At 56.3% G+C, this 21,193-nt stretch carries 15 protein-coding genes; 11 read left to right on the forward strand and 4 right to left on the reverse strand.

The genetic code is table 11. The features are described 5' to 3' along the window. Positions 1-29 precede the first annotated feature (29 nt). Positions 30-572 carry an NAD(P)H-dependent oxidoreductase gene (locus tag J1782_RS07915; protein WP_165060432.1) on the forward strand — a complete coding sequence of 181 codons (543 nt, stop codon included), beginning with the start codon at positions 30-32 and terminating at the stop codon, positions 570-572. 73 nt (positions 573-645) lie between these two features. On the opposite strand, the gene J1782_RS07920 is transcribed toward J1782_RS07915, so the two are convergent. After that, positions 646-1,728 (reverse strand): oxidoreductase, encoded by a 1,083-nt coding sequence (locus J1782_RS07920; protein ID WP_152323931.1) that lies wholly within the window; start codon positions 1,726-1,728, stop codon positions 646-648. A 223-nt stretch (positions 1,729-1,951) separates the two neighbouring features. On the opposite strand from J1782_RS07920, the gene J1782_RS07925 reads away from it, so the two are divergent. Together J1782_RS07925 and J1782_RS07930 are read left to right on the forward strand one after the other, a co-directional pair. After that, positions 1,952-3,019: a sugar ABC transporter substrate-binding protein gene (locus J1782_RS07925; RefSeq protein WP_165060438.1), complete on the forward strand. Its 1,068-nt coding sequence runs from the start codon at positions 1,952-1,954 to the stop codon at positions 3,017-3,019. A 9-nt stretch (positions 3,020-3,028) separates the two neighbouring features. After that, positions 3,029-4,276 (forward strand): LVIVD repeat-containing protein, encoded by a 1,248-nt coding sequence (locus J1782_RS07930; protein WP_208951858.1) that lies wholly within the window; start codon positions 3,029-3,031, stop codon positions 4,274-4,276. 27 nt (positions 4,277-4,303) lie between these two features. Here J1782_RS07930 and J1782_RS07935 read toward each other — a convergent pair whose 3' ends face one another. Further along, a complete protein-coding gene (locus tag J1782_RS07935) occupies positions 4,304-5,215 on the reverse strand; it encodes a DMT family transporter (protein WP_152323934.1) in 912 nt (303 codons plus the stop codon). Between the two features lie 350 nt (positions 5,216-5,565). Here J1782_RS07935 and J1782_RS07940 point away from each other — a divergent pair, with 350 nt between their 5' ends. The 8 genes from J1782_RS07940 to yjiA all read left to right on the forward strand — a co-directional run bounded on the left by J1782_RS07940 (position 5,566) and on the right by yjiA (position 18,552). After that, on the forward strand, positions 5,566-7,011 hold the full coding sequence (locus J1782_RS07940; protein WP_217152831.1) for a DHA2 family efflux MFS transporter permease subunit: 1,446 nt from the start codon (positions 5,566-5,568) through the stop codon (positions 7,009-7,011). Positions 7,012-7,061: 50 nt separating this feature from the next. After that, on the forward strand, positions 7,062-7,955 hold the full coding sequence (locus tag J1782_RS07945; RefSeq protein ID WP_217152832.1) for a dihydrodipicolinate synthase family protein: 894 nt from the start codon (positions 7,062-7,064) through the stop codon (positions 7,953-7,955). 181 nt (positions 7,956-8,136) lie between these two features. Then, on the forward strand, positions 8,137-9,495 hold the full coding sequence (locus J1782_RS07950; RefSeq protein WP_217152833.1) for an SrfA family protein: 1,359 nt from the start codon (positions 8,137-8,139) through the stop codon (positions 9,493-9,495). A 4-nt stretch (positions 9,496-9,499) separates the two neighbouring features. After that, a complete protein-coding gene (locus J1782_RS07955) occupies positions 9,500-12,487 on the forward strand; it encodes a virulence factor SrfB (RefSeq protein WP_165060449.1) in 2,988 nt (995 codons plus the stop codon). Beyond that, positions 12,484-14,865, forward strand: a complete 2,382-nt coding sequence (locus J1782_RS07960) for a virulence factor SrfC family protein (RefSeq protein ID WP_217152834.1) — start codon at positions 12,484-12,486, stop codon at positions 14,863-14,865. Before J1782_RS07955 ends, J1782_RS07960 begins: the two co-directional genes overlap by 4 nt. Before the next feature lie 274 nt (positions 14,866-15,139). Next, complete coding sequence (locus J1782_RS07965) at positions 15,140-17,290, forward strand: carbon starvation CstA family protein (protein WP_217152835.1); 2,151 nt, start codon at positions 15,140-15,142, stop codon at positions 17,288-17,290. Between the two features lie 79 nt (positions 17,291-17,369). Beyond that, complete coding sequence (locus tag J1782_RS07970) at positions 17,370-17,573, forward strand: YbdD/YjiX family protein (protein ID WP_104924916.1); 204 nt, start codon at positions 17,370-17,372, stop codon at positions 17,571-17,573. Between the two features lie 13 nt (positions 17,574-17,586). Next, positions 17,587-18,552, forward strand: coding sequence for a GTPase (gene yjiA / locus J1782_RS07975; protein WP_217152836.1), 966 nt, complete (start codon positions 17,587-17,589; stop codon positions 18,550-18,552). Positions 18,553-18,569: 17 nt separating this feature from the next. On the opposite strand, the gene btsR is transcribed toward yjiA, so the two are convergent. After that, a complete protein-coding gene (gene btsR, locus J1782_RS07980) occupies positions 18,570-19,289 on the reverse strand; it encodes a two-component system response regulator BtsR (protein ID WP_152323942.1) in 720 nt (239 codons plus the stop codon). Next, positions 19,283-20,971: a sensor histidine kinase gene (locus tag J1782_RS07985; protein WP_152323943.1), complete on the reverse strand. Its 1,689-nt coding sequence runs from the start codon at positions 20,969-20,971 to the stop codon at positions 19,283-19,285. The genes btsR and J1782_RS07985 overlap by 7 nt, the downstream gene beginning before the upstream one ends. Positions 20,972-21,193: the final 222 nt, after the last annotated feature.

Consider the following 21,193-nt stretch of genomic DNA (forward strand, 5'->3'; position numbering starts at 1 on the left):
ATACTTCATCGAATAAAGGGAGATATTATTTGAAAACGCTCATTGTGGTTATTCATCCAAATCTGAATGAATCTGTTATCAATAAACGATGGTTCCAGGAATTAACGCAATACCCCGATCTCTATACAGTCCATAATCTTTATCAGGCTTATCCTGACGGGATTATTGATGTCCAAAAAGAACAGCAGTTAATTGAGCAGCACGGCAGTCTTGTTCTGCAATTTCCGCTGTACTGGTTTAACAGCCCGCCGCTGCTGAAACAATGGCTCGATGAAGTCTTCACCTATGGCTGGGCGTACGGGTCCACCAGTGGGCACAAGCTCAGAAACCGTAAGTTTTCTCTGGCCGTGAGCGCCGGTATTAAGGAAGAGGATTTTGCGCCTGAAGGACGTTATCAGCATTCGTTAAAAGAAATACTTTTGCCTTTCGAAATGACGGCCAGATATGTGGAGGCAAATTATCATCCCTTCTATGCTTTTTACGGCGCAGAGTATGAAGTATCGCCAGAGGAATTAGAAAATAGCGCAAAAGGTTATCGTGATTATCTTCAGTCTTTAGCATCAGTTTTATAAATTTAACCCGGCAAATGCCGGGTTTTTATTTGCGGAATATTAAGACGCCGCCGTGCGACTTATTATCCATAAATTAAAAGTTTTCCACAAATTCAAATGCCAGACGCAGCTGTTCTGCATTCGGATTTCCCGGCAACAGATGAATAGATTCTCCAGCCTGCAAGGTGCGTTCAAGCAGCCGTGAGATCTGTGCTTCGTCAAGAATATCCACCTGCAACTGCGCCAGACTGACAGGCAGGTCCAGCACGCGGTACAGCGCCGTCAGCTGTTGTACGACTTCCGGCTGATTGAGCAGCGCGCTCTGCACCAGGATGCCGTAAGCCACTTTGGTACCGTGCAGGAAAGCGTCAGTCTGTGGCAGCGCCGTCAGGCCGTTATGCACTGAATGCGCGGCAGCAATGCGGGTATATCTGTCACCTAATCCCCCAACCAGCCCGCCACCGGCAATGATTGCGTCCAGTACGTTGAGGAAGGATTGCGTCAGCTGATTGTCGTCCTGCGCTTGCAAAGCCGCTTCACTTTCGTTGAGCAGTACGTCACGGATCGTCAGCGCTGTGTTCAGGCCGAGCCGCACCGTTAAAGGCAGAATTTCCGGTTGCGGGCTGAGCACCACCGCTTCATACCATTTCGCCAGCGTATCGCCGATACCGGCCAGCAGATATTCTTTTGGCGCACGCAGAATAATGCGCGGTTCCACCAGCACCAGATGGTTAGCGTCGTTGAAAATTTCATAGCGCAATGCCTGCCCTTCATCGTTGTACCAAACGGAAAGCGGCGTCCAGGCAGCACAGGTGGCGGCGATAGTAGGAATGGCAACAACCGGTAATCCGAGGCGACGGGCCACGACTTTCGCGGTATCCAGCACTGCGCCGCCGCCGATCCCAATCACGACCTGACGGTCTTCCCCGCCAATAGCCGCGATGCGCCGGACTTCGGTTTCGCTGCAATGGGTGCTGAACAACACACGCTTCGCCTGCGATGCGCTGAAGGCTTCGGGCAGATAGTCCTGCGCTGCCGCCAGTGCGCGTTCGCCGTAAATCCACAGCGCGTTATCCAGTTGTTGCGGCGAGTAAAACTGCGTCAGACGATCAATCGCACCGGGGAAAGAAAAGTAGTTTGCGGGGCCGGTAACCACGCGGATATCAGTATCACTCATGGGGAAATCCTTAAATTAGAAGCTGTTAACATCCTACGCCCGGACATCCGGATGGCTAATAATCTTTGGCATTAACTTATGCCTTTTAGTTCGTTGCCAATCACTACCCTGTCATCAAAACTCGGACAATCAATTCATTAACGTATTCTAAAAGTCTCCCCAAAGGCCTGCATGAATTGTCTTCCCGTTTGAATGATGATTAACCACACACAGGGTAATTGAAATGAAACTGTTCTCCTCTTCATTGCTGGCATTAAGTTTGTTGTCGGTCTTTCCTTCTTTTGCGGCAGACACCGCCGCGATACCAAAAGCCATTGCCGATCATAAAGGGCCGGTGCGCATTGCGGTGATCCGCAATCTGGGCTCGGACGATAACACTACTCAATTTGTCTCCGGCGCGATCCAGGAAGGCCGCAAGTTAGGTTTTCAGGTCAGCACGTTTCTGAGTAACGGCGATGACGCCAAATTCCAGGATTTCGTCAATCAGGCCATCAGCCAGAAATATGACGGCATTATTTTGTCTCAGGGACGCGATCCGTACTCCACCGAATTGCTCAAACGCATTACCGCCAGCGGCATCGCGGTGTCGGTTTTTGATACCGCCGTCAGTGGTGACATTCCCGGCGTAACCGTGACGCAGCAGGATGATGCGTCGTTAACCGAAATGTCCGTGGGACAGCTGGTGAAGGATTTCAACGGCAAAGCCAATATCGTCAAACTGTGGGTCGCCGGTTTCCCGCCAATGGAACGTCGTCAGGATGCTTATAAAAAGCTGCTGAAATCCCAGCCGGGAATTCATGAACTTGAATCCGTCGGCGCGGTGTCTTCGGACGTTCAGGGCGATACGGCCAACAAAATTGGCGCGATTCTGGCTAAGTACCCGAAAGGCAAAATTGACGCCATCTGGGGGACGTGGGATGCGTTCAGTCAGGGCGCGTATAAAGCCTTGCAGGAAAATGGCCGCACGGAAATCAAACTCTACAGCATTGACATTTCCAATCAGGATATCGGCCTGATGCGTGAGGCAAACAGCCCGTGGAAACTGAGTGCGGCGGTCGATCCGAAACTGATCGGCGCGATTAACCTGCGTCTGGTTGCCAATAAAATTGCCGGCGAGAAAACGCCTGCCACCTATGATTTCAAAGCTTCTGCCATTCCGCAGGCATTGCTGACCAGCAATCCGGACGCCGTCAACGTCGCGTCGCTGGCGAAAGTCATTCCGGGCTGGGGTAAATCGGATGATTTCATCGCCCCGTGGTTCGCCACCCTCGAAGCCAAAAATAAGAAATAAGGCCGGAATATGACAACTCAATCTCTTCCGCAACCGGAATACAGCCGCAACATGCGGCTGATCGGGCACAGTGACCAGGGTGGAAAACCTGACGGCGTGCAGGTAATGGTTCACCGTGGTTATGCCTATATCGGCCATATGGTGTCGCAGGGTTTTTCTATCGTGGATGTCCGCGACCCGAAAAATCCGCGCCCTGCCGGTTTCGTCGCGGCACCGCCGGGCACCTGGAACGTACATTTACAGGCACACGACGATTTACTGCTGGTGATCAACGCCCGCGACTTGTTTGCCGACGTGCGTTTCGCCGATGAAAAAGTGTATTACACCCGTTCCGTCAGCGAGACGGTCAAAGGCACGCAGCAGCGCGGCTGGAGCGCCGGTGTGCGGATTTTTGATATTTCGACGCCCGATCGGCCAAAAGAGATCGGATTTCTTGGGCTGGAAGGCATCGGCGTTCACCGCATCTGGTATGTCGGCGGGCGCTGGGCTTACGTTTCAGCACTGATCGACGGTTACAGTGATTACATTTTCCTGACTATCGATCTGGCTGACCCGCGTCACCCTCAGGTGGCCGGACGCTGGTGGTTACCGGGGATGCATACTGCGGGCGGTGAAACGCCGGACTGGGCGGAAGGCAAACGCTACGCGCTGCATCACGCGATCATCAGCGGGGATACGGCCTATGCCAGCTGGCGCGACGGCGGCCTGACGCTGCTGGATATCAAGGACCGGGCTGCACCGCAGCTGATTTCACACCGTAACTGGAGTCCGCCATTTGGTGGCGGTACGCACACCGCGCTGCCGTTGCCGGACCGGGATTTGCTGATCGTGCTCGATGAAGCGGTGCTGGATAATCAGGAAGACGGTGAGAAGCTGATCTGGGTATTCGACGTGCGCGAGCCGTCCTGTCCGGTGAGTATTTCCACATTTCCGCAGCCGGATGAGCGGGATTATGTCAGCAAAGGCGCGCATTTTGGCCCGCACAACCTGCATGAGAACCGGCCGGGCAGCTTTGTCAGCTCGACGCTGATTTTCGCCACTTACCAGAATGCCGGTGTGCGCGCGTATGACATCACCAATCCGTATCAGCCGAAAGAGACCGGTGCGCTGGTGCCGGCGGCTCCGGCCAAAATGATGGATACCCGCCCCGGCAGGCCGCAGGTCATTCAGTCCTGCGACGTGTTTGTCGATGCGCAAGGCATCATCTACAGCACCGACTACAACGGTGGCCTGTCCATCATTGAGTATCTCGGTTAATGCTGCGCCGCGTCTGAATCTGCCAGTTTAAGACGCGGCGATTTTCTTTTCCGCCACCTTCTTCCCAGGGCTGAGTACCAGCCATACCGCCAGACAAATGAGCACACCGCCCGCAAAGAACCCTTCCGACAGCGTTTCATTGAGCAACAGATAGCCCCACAAAATACCAAACGGCGGGATCAGAAACGTCACGGTCATGCTGCGCAGCGGGCCGATATCGGCAATCAGGCGGAAATACAAAATATACGCCCAGGCCGTACAGACGAAACCGACCGCCAGCACGCACAGCCAGACCACCGGTTGCGCCCAGCTGACCGGTGCACCGGTCGCGGAGGTGTACACAAAGAACGGCAGCAGGAACAGCGTCGCGCCCAGCTGACTGCCGGTCGCTACCAGTTTCGGATCCAGCCCGCCGCGCTCGGAAATCCAGCGGCGCGTCAGGAACCCGGCCACCGCATAACAGCTGGTCGCTATCAGACAGGCGATCACGCCCGCCAGCAGCGACGACACGGACTGCGCCGTGCCGGTGGCGGTCAGCAGCGTAATGCCGAATAACCCCAGCAGCACGCCGAGCGCCTTTTTGAGCGTCACGCTTTCATGGAAAAACAACCCGCCCACGACCACCCCCATCAGTGGCGTCGTGGCATTGAGAATGGCCGAATACCCGGCGGGCAGCCAGCGCGCGGCCAGGCAGTACATCAGAAACGGCAGCCCGGAGTTGATCACGCCGAGCAGCAACGCACTGCGGAATTTCCCCTGATATTCCCGTGGTGTGCGCAGCACCGCCAGAATCACCAAAAGCCCGACAAACCCGAACAGCACCCGTAAAAACGCGGTATTGATCGCCCCGAACGCCGGAGACGCCACACGCATAAACAAAAAGCTCCCGCCCCAGATCGCCGCCAGCAACAATAAACGGCAATAATCGCCACTTTTCATTCATTTCTCCTTTTAGTTATGGGGTGATGTAGTTTTTTATTGCACCCTGATTCCCGTATTTGTTACGGGCGACCTGAATTATGTCAATGAGTGTAGCGAATGTGTTAACGGCCCATCCCTCTTTTTCTTGTTTTCTAATTGCGCATAAGGTGCTTTGCTACAGCAAGACCTTTCCCGCTCCGCTTCCAGACACACAGACGCCGCTTTGCTGCCGCACTTCCTGTCTAAAACCGCTCTTTTTGATCCTCCGCAGATCTATAACCGGCGCAAAGGTGTGTGATAGGTTTAATACTTATCATCTATCTTTCGCTGCGCCTTGCAGCGCCTTTGTGGTGTCCGGGACAGAATAAATGAGCCAGAGTAAATCGGATGCGTCAGAACATCCGCAGGGAGATTCCGCGGTTAACTCAGGAATTTCCGTTATTGCTTTATTGGTTGCAGCCGCTTTCTTCATGGAGTTTATCGACGGTACGGTGATTGCCACCGCGCTACCGCAAATGGCCCTGTCGTTCGGCGTTTCGGCGGTGGATCTGAATGCAGGGATGAGCGCGTATATGCTGACGCTGGCGGTGCTGATCCCGGCCAGTGGCTGGGCGGCGGAGCGCTTCGGGGCGCGCAATGTGTTCACCTTTGCACTGGGCGTGTTTACGCTGGCTTCCCTGTTTTGTGCGCTGGCGACTAACGTCAGTGAATTTATCATTCTGCGCATTATACAGGGAATTGGCGGGGCCCTGATGGTGCCGGTCGGGCGTCTGACGGTGCTGAAAACCACGCCGAAACCGCAGCTGATTAAAGCCATCGCCACCCTCACCTGGCCTGCGCTGGTCGCGCCTATCCTCGGGCCGCCGCTCGGCGGTTTTATCACTCACTATGCTTCCTGGCACTGGATTTTCTACATCAACGTTCCGCTCGGAATTATCGCGATGATGCTTGCGTGGCGTCTTTTCCCGCAGGAAAAACCTGACCAGCCGAAGCACTTCGATAAACCGGGTTTTGTGCTGACCGGCATGGCGATGCTCTCGCTGGTGACGGGGCTGGAACTGATCAGTCAGGACCACATTTTATGGATCACCGCTATTGCGCTGCTGGTGGTGGGCGTTGTGCTGTCTGTTCTGGCGTTACGGCATCTGCAACATGACCCCGCGCCGATGGTGCATCTGGGTTCGCTGGCGATCCCGACGTTTCGCATTAGCATGGGCGGCGGTTCGCTGTTTCGTGTGACGATCAGTGCCGTGCCTTTCCTGCTGCCGCTGATGTTGCAGGTGGGTTTCGGGATGGATCCTTTCCATGCCGGGCTGCTGGTTCTGGCGGTTTTTGCCGGGAATCTGGCGATGAAACCGGCGACTACACCGCTGATCCGCCGTTTCGGATTCCGGCCTGTGCTGGTGGTGAACGGATTACTGAGCGTTTTCTCGCTGCTGTTTTGTGCATTTCTGACGCCGGGAACCCCCGACTGGCTGGTGATGTTGCTGCTGTTTCTCGGTGGCCTCAGCCGTTCGATGCAGTTTACCGGCATCAGCACGCTGGCATTTTCTGATGTTCCGGCCAGACAAATGGCCGATGCCAATACGCTGTTCAGCACGGTTTTGCAGCTTTCCGTCGGGCTGGGCATTACCGTCGGCGCGCTCGGTACGCGGCTCGGCGAACAGCTGATCGCTGCGATGCACTGGGATTCAATTCCCGGCCTGAGTTTTAAAGTCGCGTTCGTGGTGATTGCAATCCTCACACTCATTGGCTGGCTGGATATATTGCGGCTGAAACCTGACGCCGGTGTCGCGGTGTCCGGCAAAAAGTGAATGATGACGCTATGATTACCCGGGCTATTTAACTTCTTTTGGAGAGACCGATGTTCACAGGATTAAGCGCTTTTCCTCTTACGCCGCTTTCGGTAAACGGCATTGACGAGGACTCTTTTGTCAGGCTGATTGACCGGCTGGTCAGCGCAGGCGTGGATTCCATTGGTGCGCTGGGTTCGACGGGCAGTTACGCCTATCTGACCCGCGAAGAGCGCGCCCGCGTTGCGCGTCTGGCGGTTGAGAATGCGGGTGATGTGCCGGTGATGGTCAGTATCGGTTCTGTGCGGACCTCTGATGTGTTACGTCTGGCTGAAGATGCCCAGCAGGCGGGCGTGAAGTCGGTATTACTGGCACCGGTGTCGTACCAGAAACTCACCGAAGAGGAAGTGTTTACGCTGTATGAGACGGTGTCCCGTAACCTGTCGGTGCCATTGTGCGTTTACGATAATCCGAATACGACTCACTTTGAGTTCTCCGACGAGCTGTATGTACGCGTCGCGCAATTACCTCACGTTGCCAGCATCAAAATCCCCAACCTTTCGCCGGATCCGGTCGCAACCCGCCAGCGACTGGATGCGCTGCGCGCCTTACTGCCGGCACATATCGCACTGGGTGCTGCGGGGGATCTGGCCGCAGCAACCGTGCTGACACAGGGCGGCGACGTCTGGTATTCAGTTATTGGCGGTTTGTTCCCGGAAATTCCGGTCGCCATTGCCCGCGCGGCGAAAAGTGGGAATGCGGAGAGCGCTCAGGCGTTATCGGCGCAGCTTGAGCCGTTATGGGTGTTATTCAGAAAACACGGCAGTGTCCGCGTCGTGGCCGCCGCCGCCGAATTACTGGGCATGGTTTCTGCGCCCTGCCTGCCGTTACCGCTAAAGTCTCTGGGCGGCGATGATCGTCAGCGTCTGGCGGCCGTACTCGAACAACTGGGTTTGCAGGCCTGATTTTGATGGCGGGCGTTTGTCCCGCCATTATTCCCTTATCTGTTCCCACGGCATAAACAGCCACCCTTTTTGTTGCTTATTCCCCCGTTTGATTTCGCTTAAATCCCCTAAAGTGTCAGCATCATGAACCTTTTCTGCCTGTTTTCTTCCGCAGCGCAAAACCAATAAAGGCTTTTCAGGCGTGGCAAAATCATTTTTACGCAGTGGCAGTCTCAACGACATCCTTGCGCTGGGCGAAAACGGGCAACCGGTTTACGCCTCAGCCCTGCAATTACGGGAAACCTTACGTCTGCGTAAACAACCTGCAATTGCCGATTGTCTGGCTATTCCGCAACTCAATGAAGCCGGTGACCGGCTTGACTGGTATTCACCGCGCGAAGGCAAAGTCGTGTCGTGGGCAGCGGCCACCGATGCGGCCCGTGCCTCCGCGCTGCGCCAGCTCGAAAACTGTCTGGATGCCGTGGCGCAAATCAGCAAAACGGCGAAAGCCTCTGAAAAATCCGCGAATCAGTTTTTCGGCTCCCTGCTGGAAAAGGCGTTTCGTTTCCCGGATCAGAACCACGTTTATCTGGTGGGCGGCCAGCCGGTACTGACGTTCTGGGGCTTTGTCAGTCTGGATAACACTCATAACGCCGACCCGTTTGCCGCTTTGCGTAATACGCTGAAAGCCGAAGAACCGCTGCCGACGCTGTCGCTCGCCGCCGAAAAACCACGCGTGCAGGAACCGGTCATCGAACTGCCTCCGGCACCGCGCGTGATCAAAACTATTGAAGCCCGCGCCGCCGAACAGGAAAACGCAACGCCTGAACCGGTCACTGCGCCGCGCCGTAAAAAATCACCGTTGATCTGGGCATTGCCGGTCGCGGCGCTGGTCTTCGCCGGTTCTGCTGCCGCCTGGCTGTATTCACGCGCACCTGAGCCAAAAGTGGAAACCGCCAAAACCGAAGCGCCAAAACCGGCGGCTGAACCGGTCGCGATTGCGCCACCACCGGTCGCAACCGAATTGAAAGCGCCGGAACCGGAGGTTGCGAAACCGGCTCCGGCCGCACTGCCAGTGGCTCCGGCTGCGGTGGTTGTTCCTGCGCCTGAACCGGTGGCAGAAGCCGAGAAGAACCCGGTCGTTGCTGAGCCAGCGCCTGCACCTGTTCCGGTCAGCAAAAACTCGCTGGTGCTGCCAGCGGACGCCGTAAAAATCGGTTCAACCAAATTCCTCAACGGTAACTGGACCGCCATCGTCGATATTAAAGATCCGGTGACAGGCAAACCGCCGGTGCTGCGGTATCAGATTAAACAAGGTCAGGGAACGGTGAAAATCACCTACGGCGCGGGTGTGACTTGTCACGCTGAGACGGGCGCGGGCCTGATGCAGTCGGGCAAGCTGGTGATCAACAGCCGCTACAGAGCGAAATGCAGCGACGGTTCCCGTTATCAGATGCCGGAAATCAGCTGTACTCAGGGCGCCACGGGCGCGGCGGTGTGTCAGGGGCGTTACGACGGTGACACGGTTTACCCAATTACCATGAAGCGCGAAGGTAAATAACAGCATGCTGGCAACCATTACAGATTTTAAACAGACCATTTTTAAGCAGGCCGTGACCCTGATTCAGGACAGCGGTATTCAGTTTCTCGACTTCGCGCTCAAACCGGTGTGGGATGATGCGCTGCCTGCTAAATTCGTGCGCAAAAGCGCCAACGGCCCGCTGCTGCGCCTGGATTTCAACCCGCAAAATGGCCGTCATTTCTTACCCGGCGTGGACGGCGGTGCACCAGAAGTGGTGCGGCCTGAATTCAGTTTCCCGCTGGAACAGTCGCTCAAATTGCTCGATCAGATCTGGCTGCCGTTGCCGTTCCTGCGTTTTAATCCTCCGCGCACTTTTATGGCGGGCCCGGATAACTGGGCGCGTGTGCAAATCCGCGCGCTCGATACGCCGGAAGCCGATGGCAGTACGCACCGCGTGGTGGTGGCGTTTGATACCCGCGTGACCGAAGGCGATGAAGAACAGGCGCTGCTGGCTCCGACGCCGGACGACGTGAAAAACGGCATTAACTTTGCGCTGGCGTGGCACAACGAAGAGTTGCCCGAGTTTCTTGACCAGACCTGGGTAGACGGCTGGCTGCGTGAAGTCTTTACCGAGCAGGCGGCACTGCGCGAAGACCGTGAGGCGCGCAATATCAAAGTGGCGCTGCGCGAATTTGAATATCAGGCGCACTATCTGAACCTGCTGGAAATGCTCGGCAGCCAGCTGAGTATTCCGGAGCTGAAGATCAACGGCGCGACGCTTCAGGAACCGGCGATCAACGTGGATCTTATCCTCGACGTCGGTAACTCGCACACCTGCGGCATTCTGGTTGAAGACCATGTTGGCGAAACTGACGGGCTGAAACAGACCAGCGAACTGCAACTGCGTGACCTCTCACAGCCGCATTTTCTCTATAACGAGCTGTTTGAAAGCCGTGTGGAATTTGCTCAGGCGCGCTTTGGTAAACCGAACTTTTCCGTTGAAAGCGGCCGTGACGATGCGTTTATCTGGCCGTCAATTCTGCGTGCCGGGCGTGAAGCCAGCCGTCTGGCGCTGCTGCGCGAAGGCACGGAAGGATCGACCGGAATTTCCAGTCCGCGACGTTATTTGTGGGATGAAGACAGTTACACGCCGGGCTGGCGTTTCAGCCAGGGCGGCCACGGTACGGTGCAGGAGCCGGTGGCGGCGGCAATGCCGCTGACGTTCCTCATCAATGACGAAGGTCAGCCGCTGTCTGACCTGCCGCCGGAAGATCGCCTGCCGGTGTTTTCTGCTCATTACAGCCGCAGCTCGGTGATGACGCTGATGCTGTCCGAACTGCTGGCGCAGGCGATGATGCAAATCAACAGTCCGGCGCAGCGCATCCGCATGCTGCGCTCGTCCGCGCCCCGCCAGATCCGCAATATTATTCTGACGCTGCCGTCGGCAATGCCGAAACCTGAGCGCGAAATTTTCCGCCGCAGAATGCAGGAAGCGATTGGTCTGGTCTGGAAATCTATGGGCTGGCATCCGTCGGATGACGGTTTTAAAAATCAGACCGATAAAGCCAAAAGCCGCATGCCGGTGCCCGATGTGCAGATGGAATGGGACGAAGCGACCTGCGGCCAGATGGTGTATCTGTACAACGAAACGCAGGTGAACTTCGGCGGTCATACCGGCGAATTCTTTGCCAGCATGGCGCGTCCGGACCGGGAACTGGCCGACGATGAACCGGTGGGTAAAACCCTGCGCATCGCGTCGATTGATATTGGCGGCGGCACCACCGATCTGGCGATTACCCAATACTGGCTCGACGACGGTATGGGAAATAACGTCAAAATCACCCCGCGCCTGTTGTTCCGCGAAGGATTTAAAGTCGCGGGCGACGATATTCTGCTCGATGTGATCCAGCTTTATATTTTACCTGCGCTGCATGCCGCGCTGAAGAAAGCCGGGCTGGCGAATCCGGACAGCCTGATGACGCGCCTGTTTGGCAGTGAAGGCCGCATGGACGGGCACGCGACGCTGCGTCAGCAAAGTACGCTGCAAATTTTCATCCCGCTGGCTCATGCCGTGCTGGAAGTTTACGAACGTTTTGACCCGCTGGATACGCACGCGGAAATCGATGCGCCGTTTGGCGAACTGCTGGGGCAACATCCGACGCAAAAAGTGCTGGATTATCTGCACAGCGAAATTCAGCGCGTGCTGCCTGCCGGTTCCGCCGTTTTCGATATTTTACAGGCTCCGCTGGTGCTTAAACTCAGCAAACTGCACAACGAATTCTTATCTAACCGCATGAGCATCACGCAGAATCTGCGTTCGCTCTGTGAAGTGGTGTCGCTGCACGATTGCGACGTGCTGTTGCTGACCGGCCGCCCTTCGCGCTTCCCCGGTATTCAGGCGCTGTTCCGCCATCTCCAGCCGTTACCGATTAACCGCATGCTTTCGCTTGACGGTTATCACACCAGCGGCTGGTATCCGTTTAACAAACAGGGGCGCATTGATAACCCGAAATCGACGGCGGCGGTAGGTGCGATGCTGTGCCTGCTGGCACTGGATTTACGGCTACCGGGCTTCTATTTCAAGGCCGGTGATTTCCAGCCGTATTCCACGGTGCGTTATCTCGGCATGCTCGACGGTAATCAGGTTCTGACCGACGACAATGTTTGCTACAGCGATATTGATCTGGATGCGCATGATTACAAGCTCGACAGCGCCGCCAGTTTCCGTATCCGTGGCGCGATTTGTCTCGGTTTCCGTCAGCTGGAAAATGACCGCTGGCCTGCGTCGCCGCTGTATACCTTGTCGATTGCGGAGCCGGAACTGGCACGTAAAGTGGCTGGCGACAGCGTGCTGCGCGTAAAACTGGCCGTTAAAAAAGGCGAAGATCACCCGACACCGGAATTTTTCGACATCGCCAGCGCGGTGCTGGATAACGGCACCAAAGTGCCATCTCATCACCTGCGGCTCAGGCTGAACACACTGGGCGAAAGCCATTACTGGATCGACAGTGGGAGCGTATTCGTCTCATGACAACAAGTATGACAGTTTCAACCCCGGCACCGGCGCTGACCACCAACGAATTACAGCGTCAGTTTGCGGCCGCTGCCGCCACAATGGGCGACGCGCTGGAGTGGGTGGACACCACCCGTGAACAGGCACCGCGTCTGGATCTGGAAGCCGACCGTTTGCGTCTGCAACTCAAACGTTGCCGCGACAAAGCACAGCGTCTGGCGCTGGCGTGCGAACTACCACCTGCGCTGGGTTTCTTCGGGCATTCTCAGGCCGGGAAATCCTATCTGATTTGTTCTCTGGCGGCCGGAAACTATGGCCGTCTTGAAACCCGCCTCGGCGGCGTGACGCTTGATTATCTGACGCAGATTAATCCGGGCAACCGCGCCGCCCGTCTGGCGACCCGCTTTACGCGCCAGGTGGATGTGAGAGACCGCGCTTTTCCGGTGCGCATGTTGCTTCTCAGTGAAGCCGACCTGGCGCGCATCGTGATCCGCGCGTTCGAGCCGGACGCCAGCTATCACGTTCCCGATACGCAGCAGATCACCGAGCATCTCAATAAGCTGATGATGCACCGCCAGCCGGAGCCGGTAGAAGGCTTTACCAGCGAGCAAATGATGGGGTTATGGGATTCGATGATCCGTCTCGACGCCCGCCGTTTCCGTCATCTCAACGCGCATTACTGGCCGGTGGCCGTGAAGCTTGCGCCGTATCTGAACGTTGACGACCGCGCACGCCTGTTCTCTTTGCTGTGGGGCAATACGCCCGCATTAACCGCTGCTTACCGTCATTACGCCCATACGCTGCAACATCTCGGCAGTGCGCAAAGTCTGCTGGCACCGCTGAGCATTCTGGTGGATGACGCGATGCAGCCTGCGGACGGGATCTTCAGCCCGTCGCCGACCTGGGATATTCAGGTGCCGGTCTGCCCGCAGTTTGGTGAAGAAACCGGTTCACCGGTGACGTTGTCACTGGCTGAGCTAGCGCTGCTGGCCTCCGAAGTGCAAATTCCGCTGCTTTCGCCGCCGCGCGAAGTGCTGTTCGAACAGACCGACCTGCTGGATTTACCGGCGCAGAGCGTGCGGGCAGAAGACGGTACAGACGACGAAAAAGACGCCCTGTTCCGCGCCAAAATGGCCTATCTGCCCGAGCGTTATACCGACCGCCACGAAATGAATATGCTGATGGTGTGTACCGCCGCGGATAAACGTGAAGACGTGGTTGCCGTTGGCCGCACGCTGGAATACTGGGTCAAAGAAATGCAGGGCGAAAACACCCAGGTTCGCGGCCGCCGCAAGCCGGGGCTGGTCTGGGTGCTGACGCCGTTTGACCGCCGCATGACTGAATCGGTGCATTTCGATGAAGCCGTGCAGCGTCATGTCGGTAATCCGGGCGATGCCTGGGGCGCATTGCTGGCGATGGACGAGCGCGGCCTGCAACGTATGGCCGATTATCTGGTAGCGGAAATTCGCCCGGAAATCCGGCTGAACCGTCTCGAAGAACTGCGTGACGAACTTTACCGCGAGCTGGCGGATAACCTGCTGGGGCGCTGGTTCCAGAAAGGCGAAGTGGCTGACCCGGCGAAAAAGCAGCATACCGTTCAGACCGTGATTAAAGCCTTACAGACGCGCACCGGCGTCCACGGCGAATTGCTGGAAAAACTGCTGCCCGGCCGCGATGAGCTGCACAGGATTTATCACGAAATTTCCGGGCAGGACGCCGGAACCGACCCGCAGGATCAGACTGCCGCCGAAAGCTTTGGTATCGGTATCGACATTGATTTGTTTGCCGAGCAACAGGATGTGCAGCCGTGGCAGGAAAAACAGGATGACGGCGCGGCGTTTGCGCGTCAGGTGCAGCGTTACTGGATAAACCATCTGCGCGGTTTACCGGAAAATGAACCGCTGATCGCTCTGCTTGGTGTGGCGAAACCGACCGTAGAGTTGCTGATGGAAGAGCTGATCACCGCCAGTTTCCGGCTGAATATGGGGGAGGCGCTGGTGCAGTCACTGGGCGGAACCTTGCCTGCCGGTGCGCGTGAACATGAACATCACGCCGACCGGCAGGTTTCCCGCGCGCTGACCGTGCTCGGTGATTTTGTTGCGTGGCTCGGCTATGAAAAACTCAGCGAAGCCGAACGCCCGGAAAGCCGCATCAATAAGGGCAATAAGATTTTCGCCAAGCCGCAGAAAAACGTCGCCAGCTGGAAATCTTCCCGCAGGCTGACCAGACTCTCCGCAACGCCCACCAATTCGACCGCGTTTTACATTTACGACTGGCTGGTCGGATTGCAGGAAAGCATCATGCGTAACGCCGGTTATGCCGCGGGCGGTGAAATTCCTGCGCCTCAACGCGAACAGTTGGAACGCCTGCTCGGAAAATTAGCCGTTCCGGCCTGAAAATAACCCGTCACAGGGGCAAAACGCCTCTGTGACGCGGGTTTGCAGTGAGATCTAAATCACAAAATTCAGTGGGTTAGCGCGACATCAAAACCGCTTACCGCCTCCAGTAACCGCTTAGCTCCCCATACAACCGCTTAACCACTCTTTCCCCCGTTTGGCGGTGAAATTCGCCATCCTGTGTCTGGCAAAAAAATAGTGCCCTTCTCTTATAAAAGCTCCTCTCAAAATCCGTGAGGGGCATTTGTTGGCTATTCTGACAACCAGGTTTCCTATGAATACAAAATCAATATTCAAGCATATACCCTGGATGATTCTGGGAATCATCGGTGCTTGCTGTCTGGCAGTCGTTGCCTTACGGCGAGGTGAACATATCAGTGCGCTGTGGATTGTGGTGGCATCGGTTTCGGTCTATCTGGTGGCCTACCGCTATTACAGCCTTTACATCGCGCAAAAAGTGATGAAGCTCGACCCGACGCGTTCAACGCCCGCGGTACTTAATAACGACGGGCTGAACTATGTGCCGACGCACCGCAACGTGCTGTTCGGCCACCACTTTGCGGCCATTGCGGGCGCAGGTCCTCTTGTCGGGCCGGTTCTGGCGGCGCAAATGGGCTACCTGCCCGGCGTGCTGTGGCTGCTGGCGGGCGTGGTGCTGGCAGGAGCTGTACAGGATTTCATGGTTCTGTTTATCTCCTCGCGCCGTAACGGGGCGTCGCTCGGCGAAATGATCAAAGAGGAAATGGGGCCGGTGCCGGGCACCATCGCCCTGTTCGGCTGTTTCCTGATCATGATTATTATTCTGGCGGTGCTGGCGCTGATTGTGGTGAAAGCGCTGGCGGAAAGCCCGTGGGGCGTGTTTACGGTCTGTTCGACGGTGCCCATCGCGCTGTTTATGGGCATTTACATGCGCTTTATCCGGCCTGGACGCGTGGGTGAAATCTCGGTGATTGGCGTGATTTTGCTGATAGCTTCCATCTGGTTTGGCGGCGTGATTGCCCATGACCCGTACTGGGGCCCGGCGCTGACGTTTAAAGACACCACCATCACCTTTACCCTGATTGGCTATGCGTTTATTTCCGCGCTGCTGCCGGTCTGGCTGATTCTGGCGCCGCGCGATTATCTGGCGACATTCCTGAAAATCGGCGTGATCGTCGGGCTGGCGATCGGGATTGTGATCCTGAATCCGGAACTGAAAATGCCTGCGATTACGCAGTACATTGACGGCACGGGTCCGCTGTGGAAAGGCGCGCTGTTCCCGTTCCTGTTTATCACCATTGCCTGTGGTGCGGTGTCCGGTTTCCATGCGCTGATTGCTTCCGGCACCACGCCAAAACTGCTGGCCTGTGAAACTGACGCGCGCTTTATCGGTTACGGCGCAATGCTGATGGAATCTTTCGTGGCGGTGATGGCACTGGTTGCGGCTTCCATCATCGAACCGGGTTTGTACTTTGCGATGAACACCCCGCCAGCCGGTCTGGGCATTGTGATGCCAAACCTGCATGAGCTGGGCGGCGATAATGCGCCGATGATTTTGGCACAACTGAAAGATGTGACGGCGCACGCGGCGGCCACGGTGAGTTCCTGGGGCTTTGTGATCACTCCGGAACAAATTCTGCAAACCGCTAAAGATATTGGCGAACCTTCCGTGCTGAACCGCGCGGGTGGCGCACCGACGCTGGCGGTAGGTATCGCGCACGTCTTCAACAAGATTGTACCGTTTGCCGATATGGGCTTCTGGTATCACTTCGGGATCCTGTTCGAAGCGCTGTTCATCCTGACTGCGCTGGACGCCGGTACGCGTTCCGGACGCTTTATGTTGCAGGATTTGCTCGGCAACTTTATTCCGTTCCTGAAAAAAACTGATTCACTGGTGGCCGGGATTGTGGGTACTGCCGGTTGCGTGGGCCTGTGGGGATATCTGTTGTATCAGGGTGTGGTCGATCCGCTGGGCGGCGTGAAAAGCTTGTGGCCGCTGTTCGGGATCTCCAACCAGATGCTGGCGGCTGTCGCCCTGGTGCTGGCAACTGTGGTGCTGATCAAAATGAAACGCACTAAATACATCTGGGTCACCGTGCTGCCTGCGGTCTGGCTGCTGATCTGCACCACCTGGGCGCTGGGTCTGAAACTGTTCAGCACCAATCCGCAGATGGAAGGCTTCTTCTTCATGGCCAGCCAGTATAAAGCCCGTATCGCCGCTGGCGGCGCGGACCTGACTGAACAGCAAATCAGCAACATGAACCATATTGTGATCAACAACTACACCAACGCCGGGCTGAGTATTCTGTTCCTGATTGTGGTGTACAGTATTATTTTCTACGGCTACAGGGCATGGTTGCAGGCGCGTAAAACCGATCAGCGTACCGATAAAGAAACGCCGTATGTGCCGGTGCCGGAGGAAGGTATTAAACTCTCCAGCCACTGATGATGTTGTGTTACTGCCCCGCACTCGCGGGGCTTTCCCGCATATAGCATGGCGGCCAATACTCTCAAAGGAGCGGCTTGTGTTCGATAATTTAGGCGCGGCGAAGAAATACCTCGGTCAGGCGGCGCGCATGCTGGTGGGGATCCCGGATTACGATACCTACGTGCTGCACATGCAGACCAATCATCCGGATAAACCGATGATGACTTACAAAGAATTTTTCCGCGAACGCCAGCAGGCCCGCTACGGCGGCGACGGCAAAGGCGGGATGCGCTGTTGTTAACAGGAATGACGTTATGACACCCATTGCGGTCACGGTTTTAACCGGTTTTCTCGGCGCAGGCAAAACCACCCTGCTGCGCCAGATGCTGCATCAGCAGCACGATTACAAAATTGCAGTCATTGAAAATGAGTTTGGCGAAGTGGCGATCGACAGCCAGCTGATTGGCGATCGCGCGACGCGGATTACCACGCTGACCAACGGGTGTATCTGTTGCAGCCGCTCGAACGAACTGGAAGACGCGTTGCTGGATTTGCTCGACGGTCTGGATGAAGGCGACGTGCAGTTCGACCGGCTGGTGATTGAATGCACCGGCATGGCGGATCCGGGGCCGATTTTGCAGGCGTTTTTCGCCCATGAAATTATCTGCGAACGCTATCTTCTCGACGGAGTCATCACGCTGGTGGACGCGGTTCACGCGCAACAACAGCTGGATCAGTTCCCGCTGGCGCAGTCGCAGATTGGTTATGCTGACCGGATTTTGCTGACGAAAACCGATGTGGCCGGTGACAGCAGCGAGCTGATTGCGCGGCTTCAGCGGATTAATGCCCGCGCACCGGTGTATCCGGTGGTGAACGGCGATATCGATCTGGCGCTGTTGTTCGACACGCGTGGTTTTATGCTGGAAGAAAACGTGGTGGTCTCAAAGCCGGTTTTCCGCCGCATTGTGAACCGGCAGGAAAATACGATTTCATCCATCGTGGTGGAACTGGATTATCCGGTGGCGTTGCAGGCGGTATCCGGCGTGATGGAAGGTTTACTTTCCGGTTTTGCAGACAGCCTTCTGCGCTATAAAGGTATGTTGTGGATTGAGGAACAGCCGTGCCGCCTGCTGTTTCAGGGCGTTCAGCGGCTGTACAGCGCCGACTGGGACCGCCCGTGGGAACCGGACGAAACGCCGGTCAGCCAGCTGGTGTTTATCGGCGTGGCATTACCGGAAGCCGAAATTCGTCAGGCATTTGACGGGCTGAGACCCGTCTGAACCGCCCGCCCTGATACCTAAAGCCCGACGGCTTCTTTCAGTGTTTTCAGATAGCGGCGGCTGACCGGTACGGTCTGGCCGTCGCGCAATAACAGCTCCGCCTGATTGTTATCTTCCAGGCGGATCTCTTTAAGATAATCCATATTCACCAGATATTGCCGGTGACAACGTAACAAGGGCGTGCGGCTTTCCAGCGTGCGCAGCGTCAGTTCCGTAAACCCTTCCTTGCCGTCCTGACTGGTCACGTAAACGCCGCTCATCCGGCTGCTGACAAACGCCACCTCTTCCATCTGCAACAGCCAGATCCGGCTGTGGCCGCTGCACGGAATGAATTTCAGCGACTGCTGGCTTTCCGGCAGTTGCGAGATTTCCTGCACCTGACGTTCCTGCCGCAACCGTGCCAGCGTTTTCTGTAAACGTGGCGGCTCAATCGGTTTCAGCAGGTAATCAAACGCGCACTCTTCAAACGCCTGCACCGCGTATTCATCAAACGCGGTAAGAAAAACAATATGCGGACGATGCCGGTGGTCGAGCATTCCGGCCATTTCCAGCCCGCTGATGCGCGGCATCTGAATGTCCAGAAACAGGACGTCCGGACGCAATTTATGCACCGCGCCGATGGCTTCAATGGCGTTGGCGCATTCGCCGATGATCTCGATATCGCCTTCGTCCCGAAGCTGAATCCGCAGGTTCTCGCGTGCCAGCGGCTCATCATCAACAATCATCACTTTCAACATGCGGGTTCCTCGATCGGCAGGCGCAACGTAACGCGGGTGAAAAGATCCGGTTCGCAGCTGACGGCGATCCCATAGTCATCGCCAAAGCGGGCGCGCAGGCGTCTGTCCACCAGACTCATGCCCAGCCCGTTGCTTTCGGTGCGCGGCTGATATAAACCGGCGTTGTCCTCGACCTCAACAACGACGTTTTGCCCGTCACGACGGGCGCGGATGGTAATTATACCGTTGCCGAGCAATTGAGACGTGCCGTGCTTAATGGCGTTTTCCACAATCGGTTGCAGGGTAAATGCAGGCAGATTCTGAGCCGAGAGCTGGTCCGGCACCTGAAGTTCGACGTTCAGCCGCGAGGGAAAACGCGCCAGTTCGATTTGCAGATAGGCATTCACGTGCTCGATTTCGTTGGCAAGAGTGACAATTTCTGAAGGACGTTTGAGGTTTTTGCGAAAGAACGTCGAGAGATACTGCACCAGTTGCCCGGCTTTATCGCTGTCGTTACGGATCACCGCCATCAGCGTGTTGAGCGCGTTGAACAGGAAATGTGGGTTCACCTGTGCGTGCAGCAGTTTGATTTCCGACTGTGCGAGCAGCGCTTTTTGTTGCTCGTATTTCCCCGCCAGAATTTGCGCCGACAGCAACTGCGCAATGCCTTCGCCCAGCGTACGGTTGATCGAGCTGAACAGCCGGTTGCGCGCTTCGTACAATTTGATGGTGCCGATCACCCGCTGATTTTCGCCCCGCAGCGGGATCACCAGCGTCGAGCCCAGTTTGCAGTTCGGGTGCAGCGAGCAGCGGTAAGGCAATTCGTTGCCGTCGGCGTACACTACTTCGTCCTTTTCAATCGCGCGCCAGGTATAGGCGGAAGATATCGGTTTACCGGGCAAATGGTGGTCATCGCCCACGCCGGTAAACGCCAGCAGTTTCTCACAATCGGTAATGGCGACGGCGCTGATATCCAGTTCCTGATGCAGAACCTGCGCCACTCTCATGCTGTTTTCTTCGTTAAATCCCTGCCGCAATATCCCTTCCGTCGATGCCGCTACCCTCAGCGCGGTGGCGGAAAACGCCGACGTGTATTTTTCAAACATCGCGCGTTTATCCAGCAGGATGCGCATAAACATCGCCGCGCCCAGCGTGTTAGTCACCATCATCGGCGCGGCAATATTACTGACCAGATGCAGTGCGTCGTGAAACGGCCGGGCAATCAGCAGGATAATCAGCATCTGCACCGTTTCAGCCACGAACGTAATTGCGCCAGCGGTCAGCGGATTGAACAGCATATCGGTGCGCCCGCGACGGATCAGAATGCTGTGCAGCAAACCACCGAGCAGCCCTTCGGTAATGGTGGATACCATGCAACTGAGTGCCGTCATGCCGCCCATCGAGTAACGATGTAACCCCCCGGTCAGCCCGACCAGTCCGCCGACAACCGGACCGCCCAGCAGCCCCCCCATCACCGCGCCAATCGCACGCGTGTTGGCAATGGAATCTTCAATGTGCAGGCCGAAATAGGTGCCCATAATGCAGAATACGGAGAACGTGATGTAACAAAGCAGCTTGTGAGGCAGACGGACGGTGACCTGCATCAGTGGGATAAAAAGGCGGGTTTTACTCATCAGCCAGGCGATAACCAGAAACACACACATCTGCTGTAACAGCAGTAAAACTAAATTGAACTCGTACATGCCCGACATCCGCAATCAGTGAAGCGCATACGATAGCGCGTTCAGCGAAACGTTTCTTTGGCACGCGCCAGAAAAACGAAATCGATTTATTACTTTTTTGTATGTGGGGGCTTGCTTCAGCCTTCAGCATCTAATGTGCAAGTTGGCCGGAATCAAAACGTTAGTCTACTTTGTCTACTGTAAGGCAGGTTCATTCATCGCTCTGAACCCTGTTCAGAGCCC

This window comes from Rahnella sp. BCC 1045 (assembly GCF_019049615.1).
Classification (GTDB): Bacteria; Pseudomonadota; Gammaproteobacteria; order Enterobacterales; family Enterobacteriaceae; genus Rahnella; species Rahnella contaminans.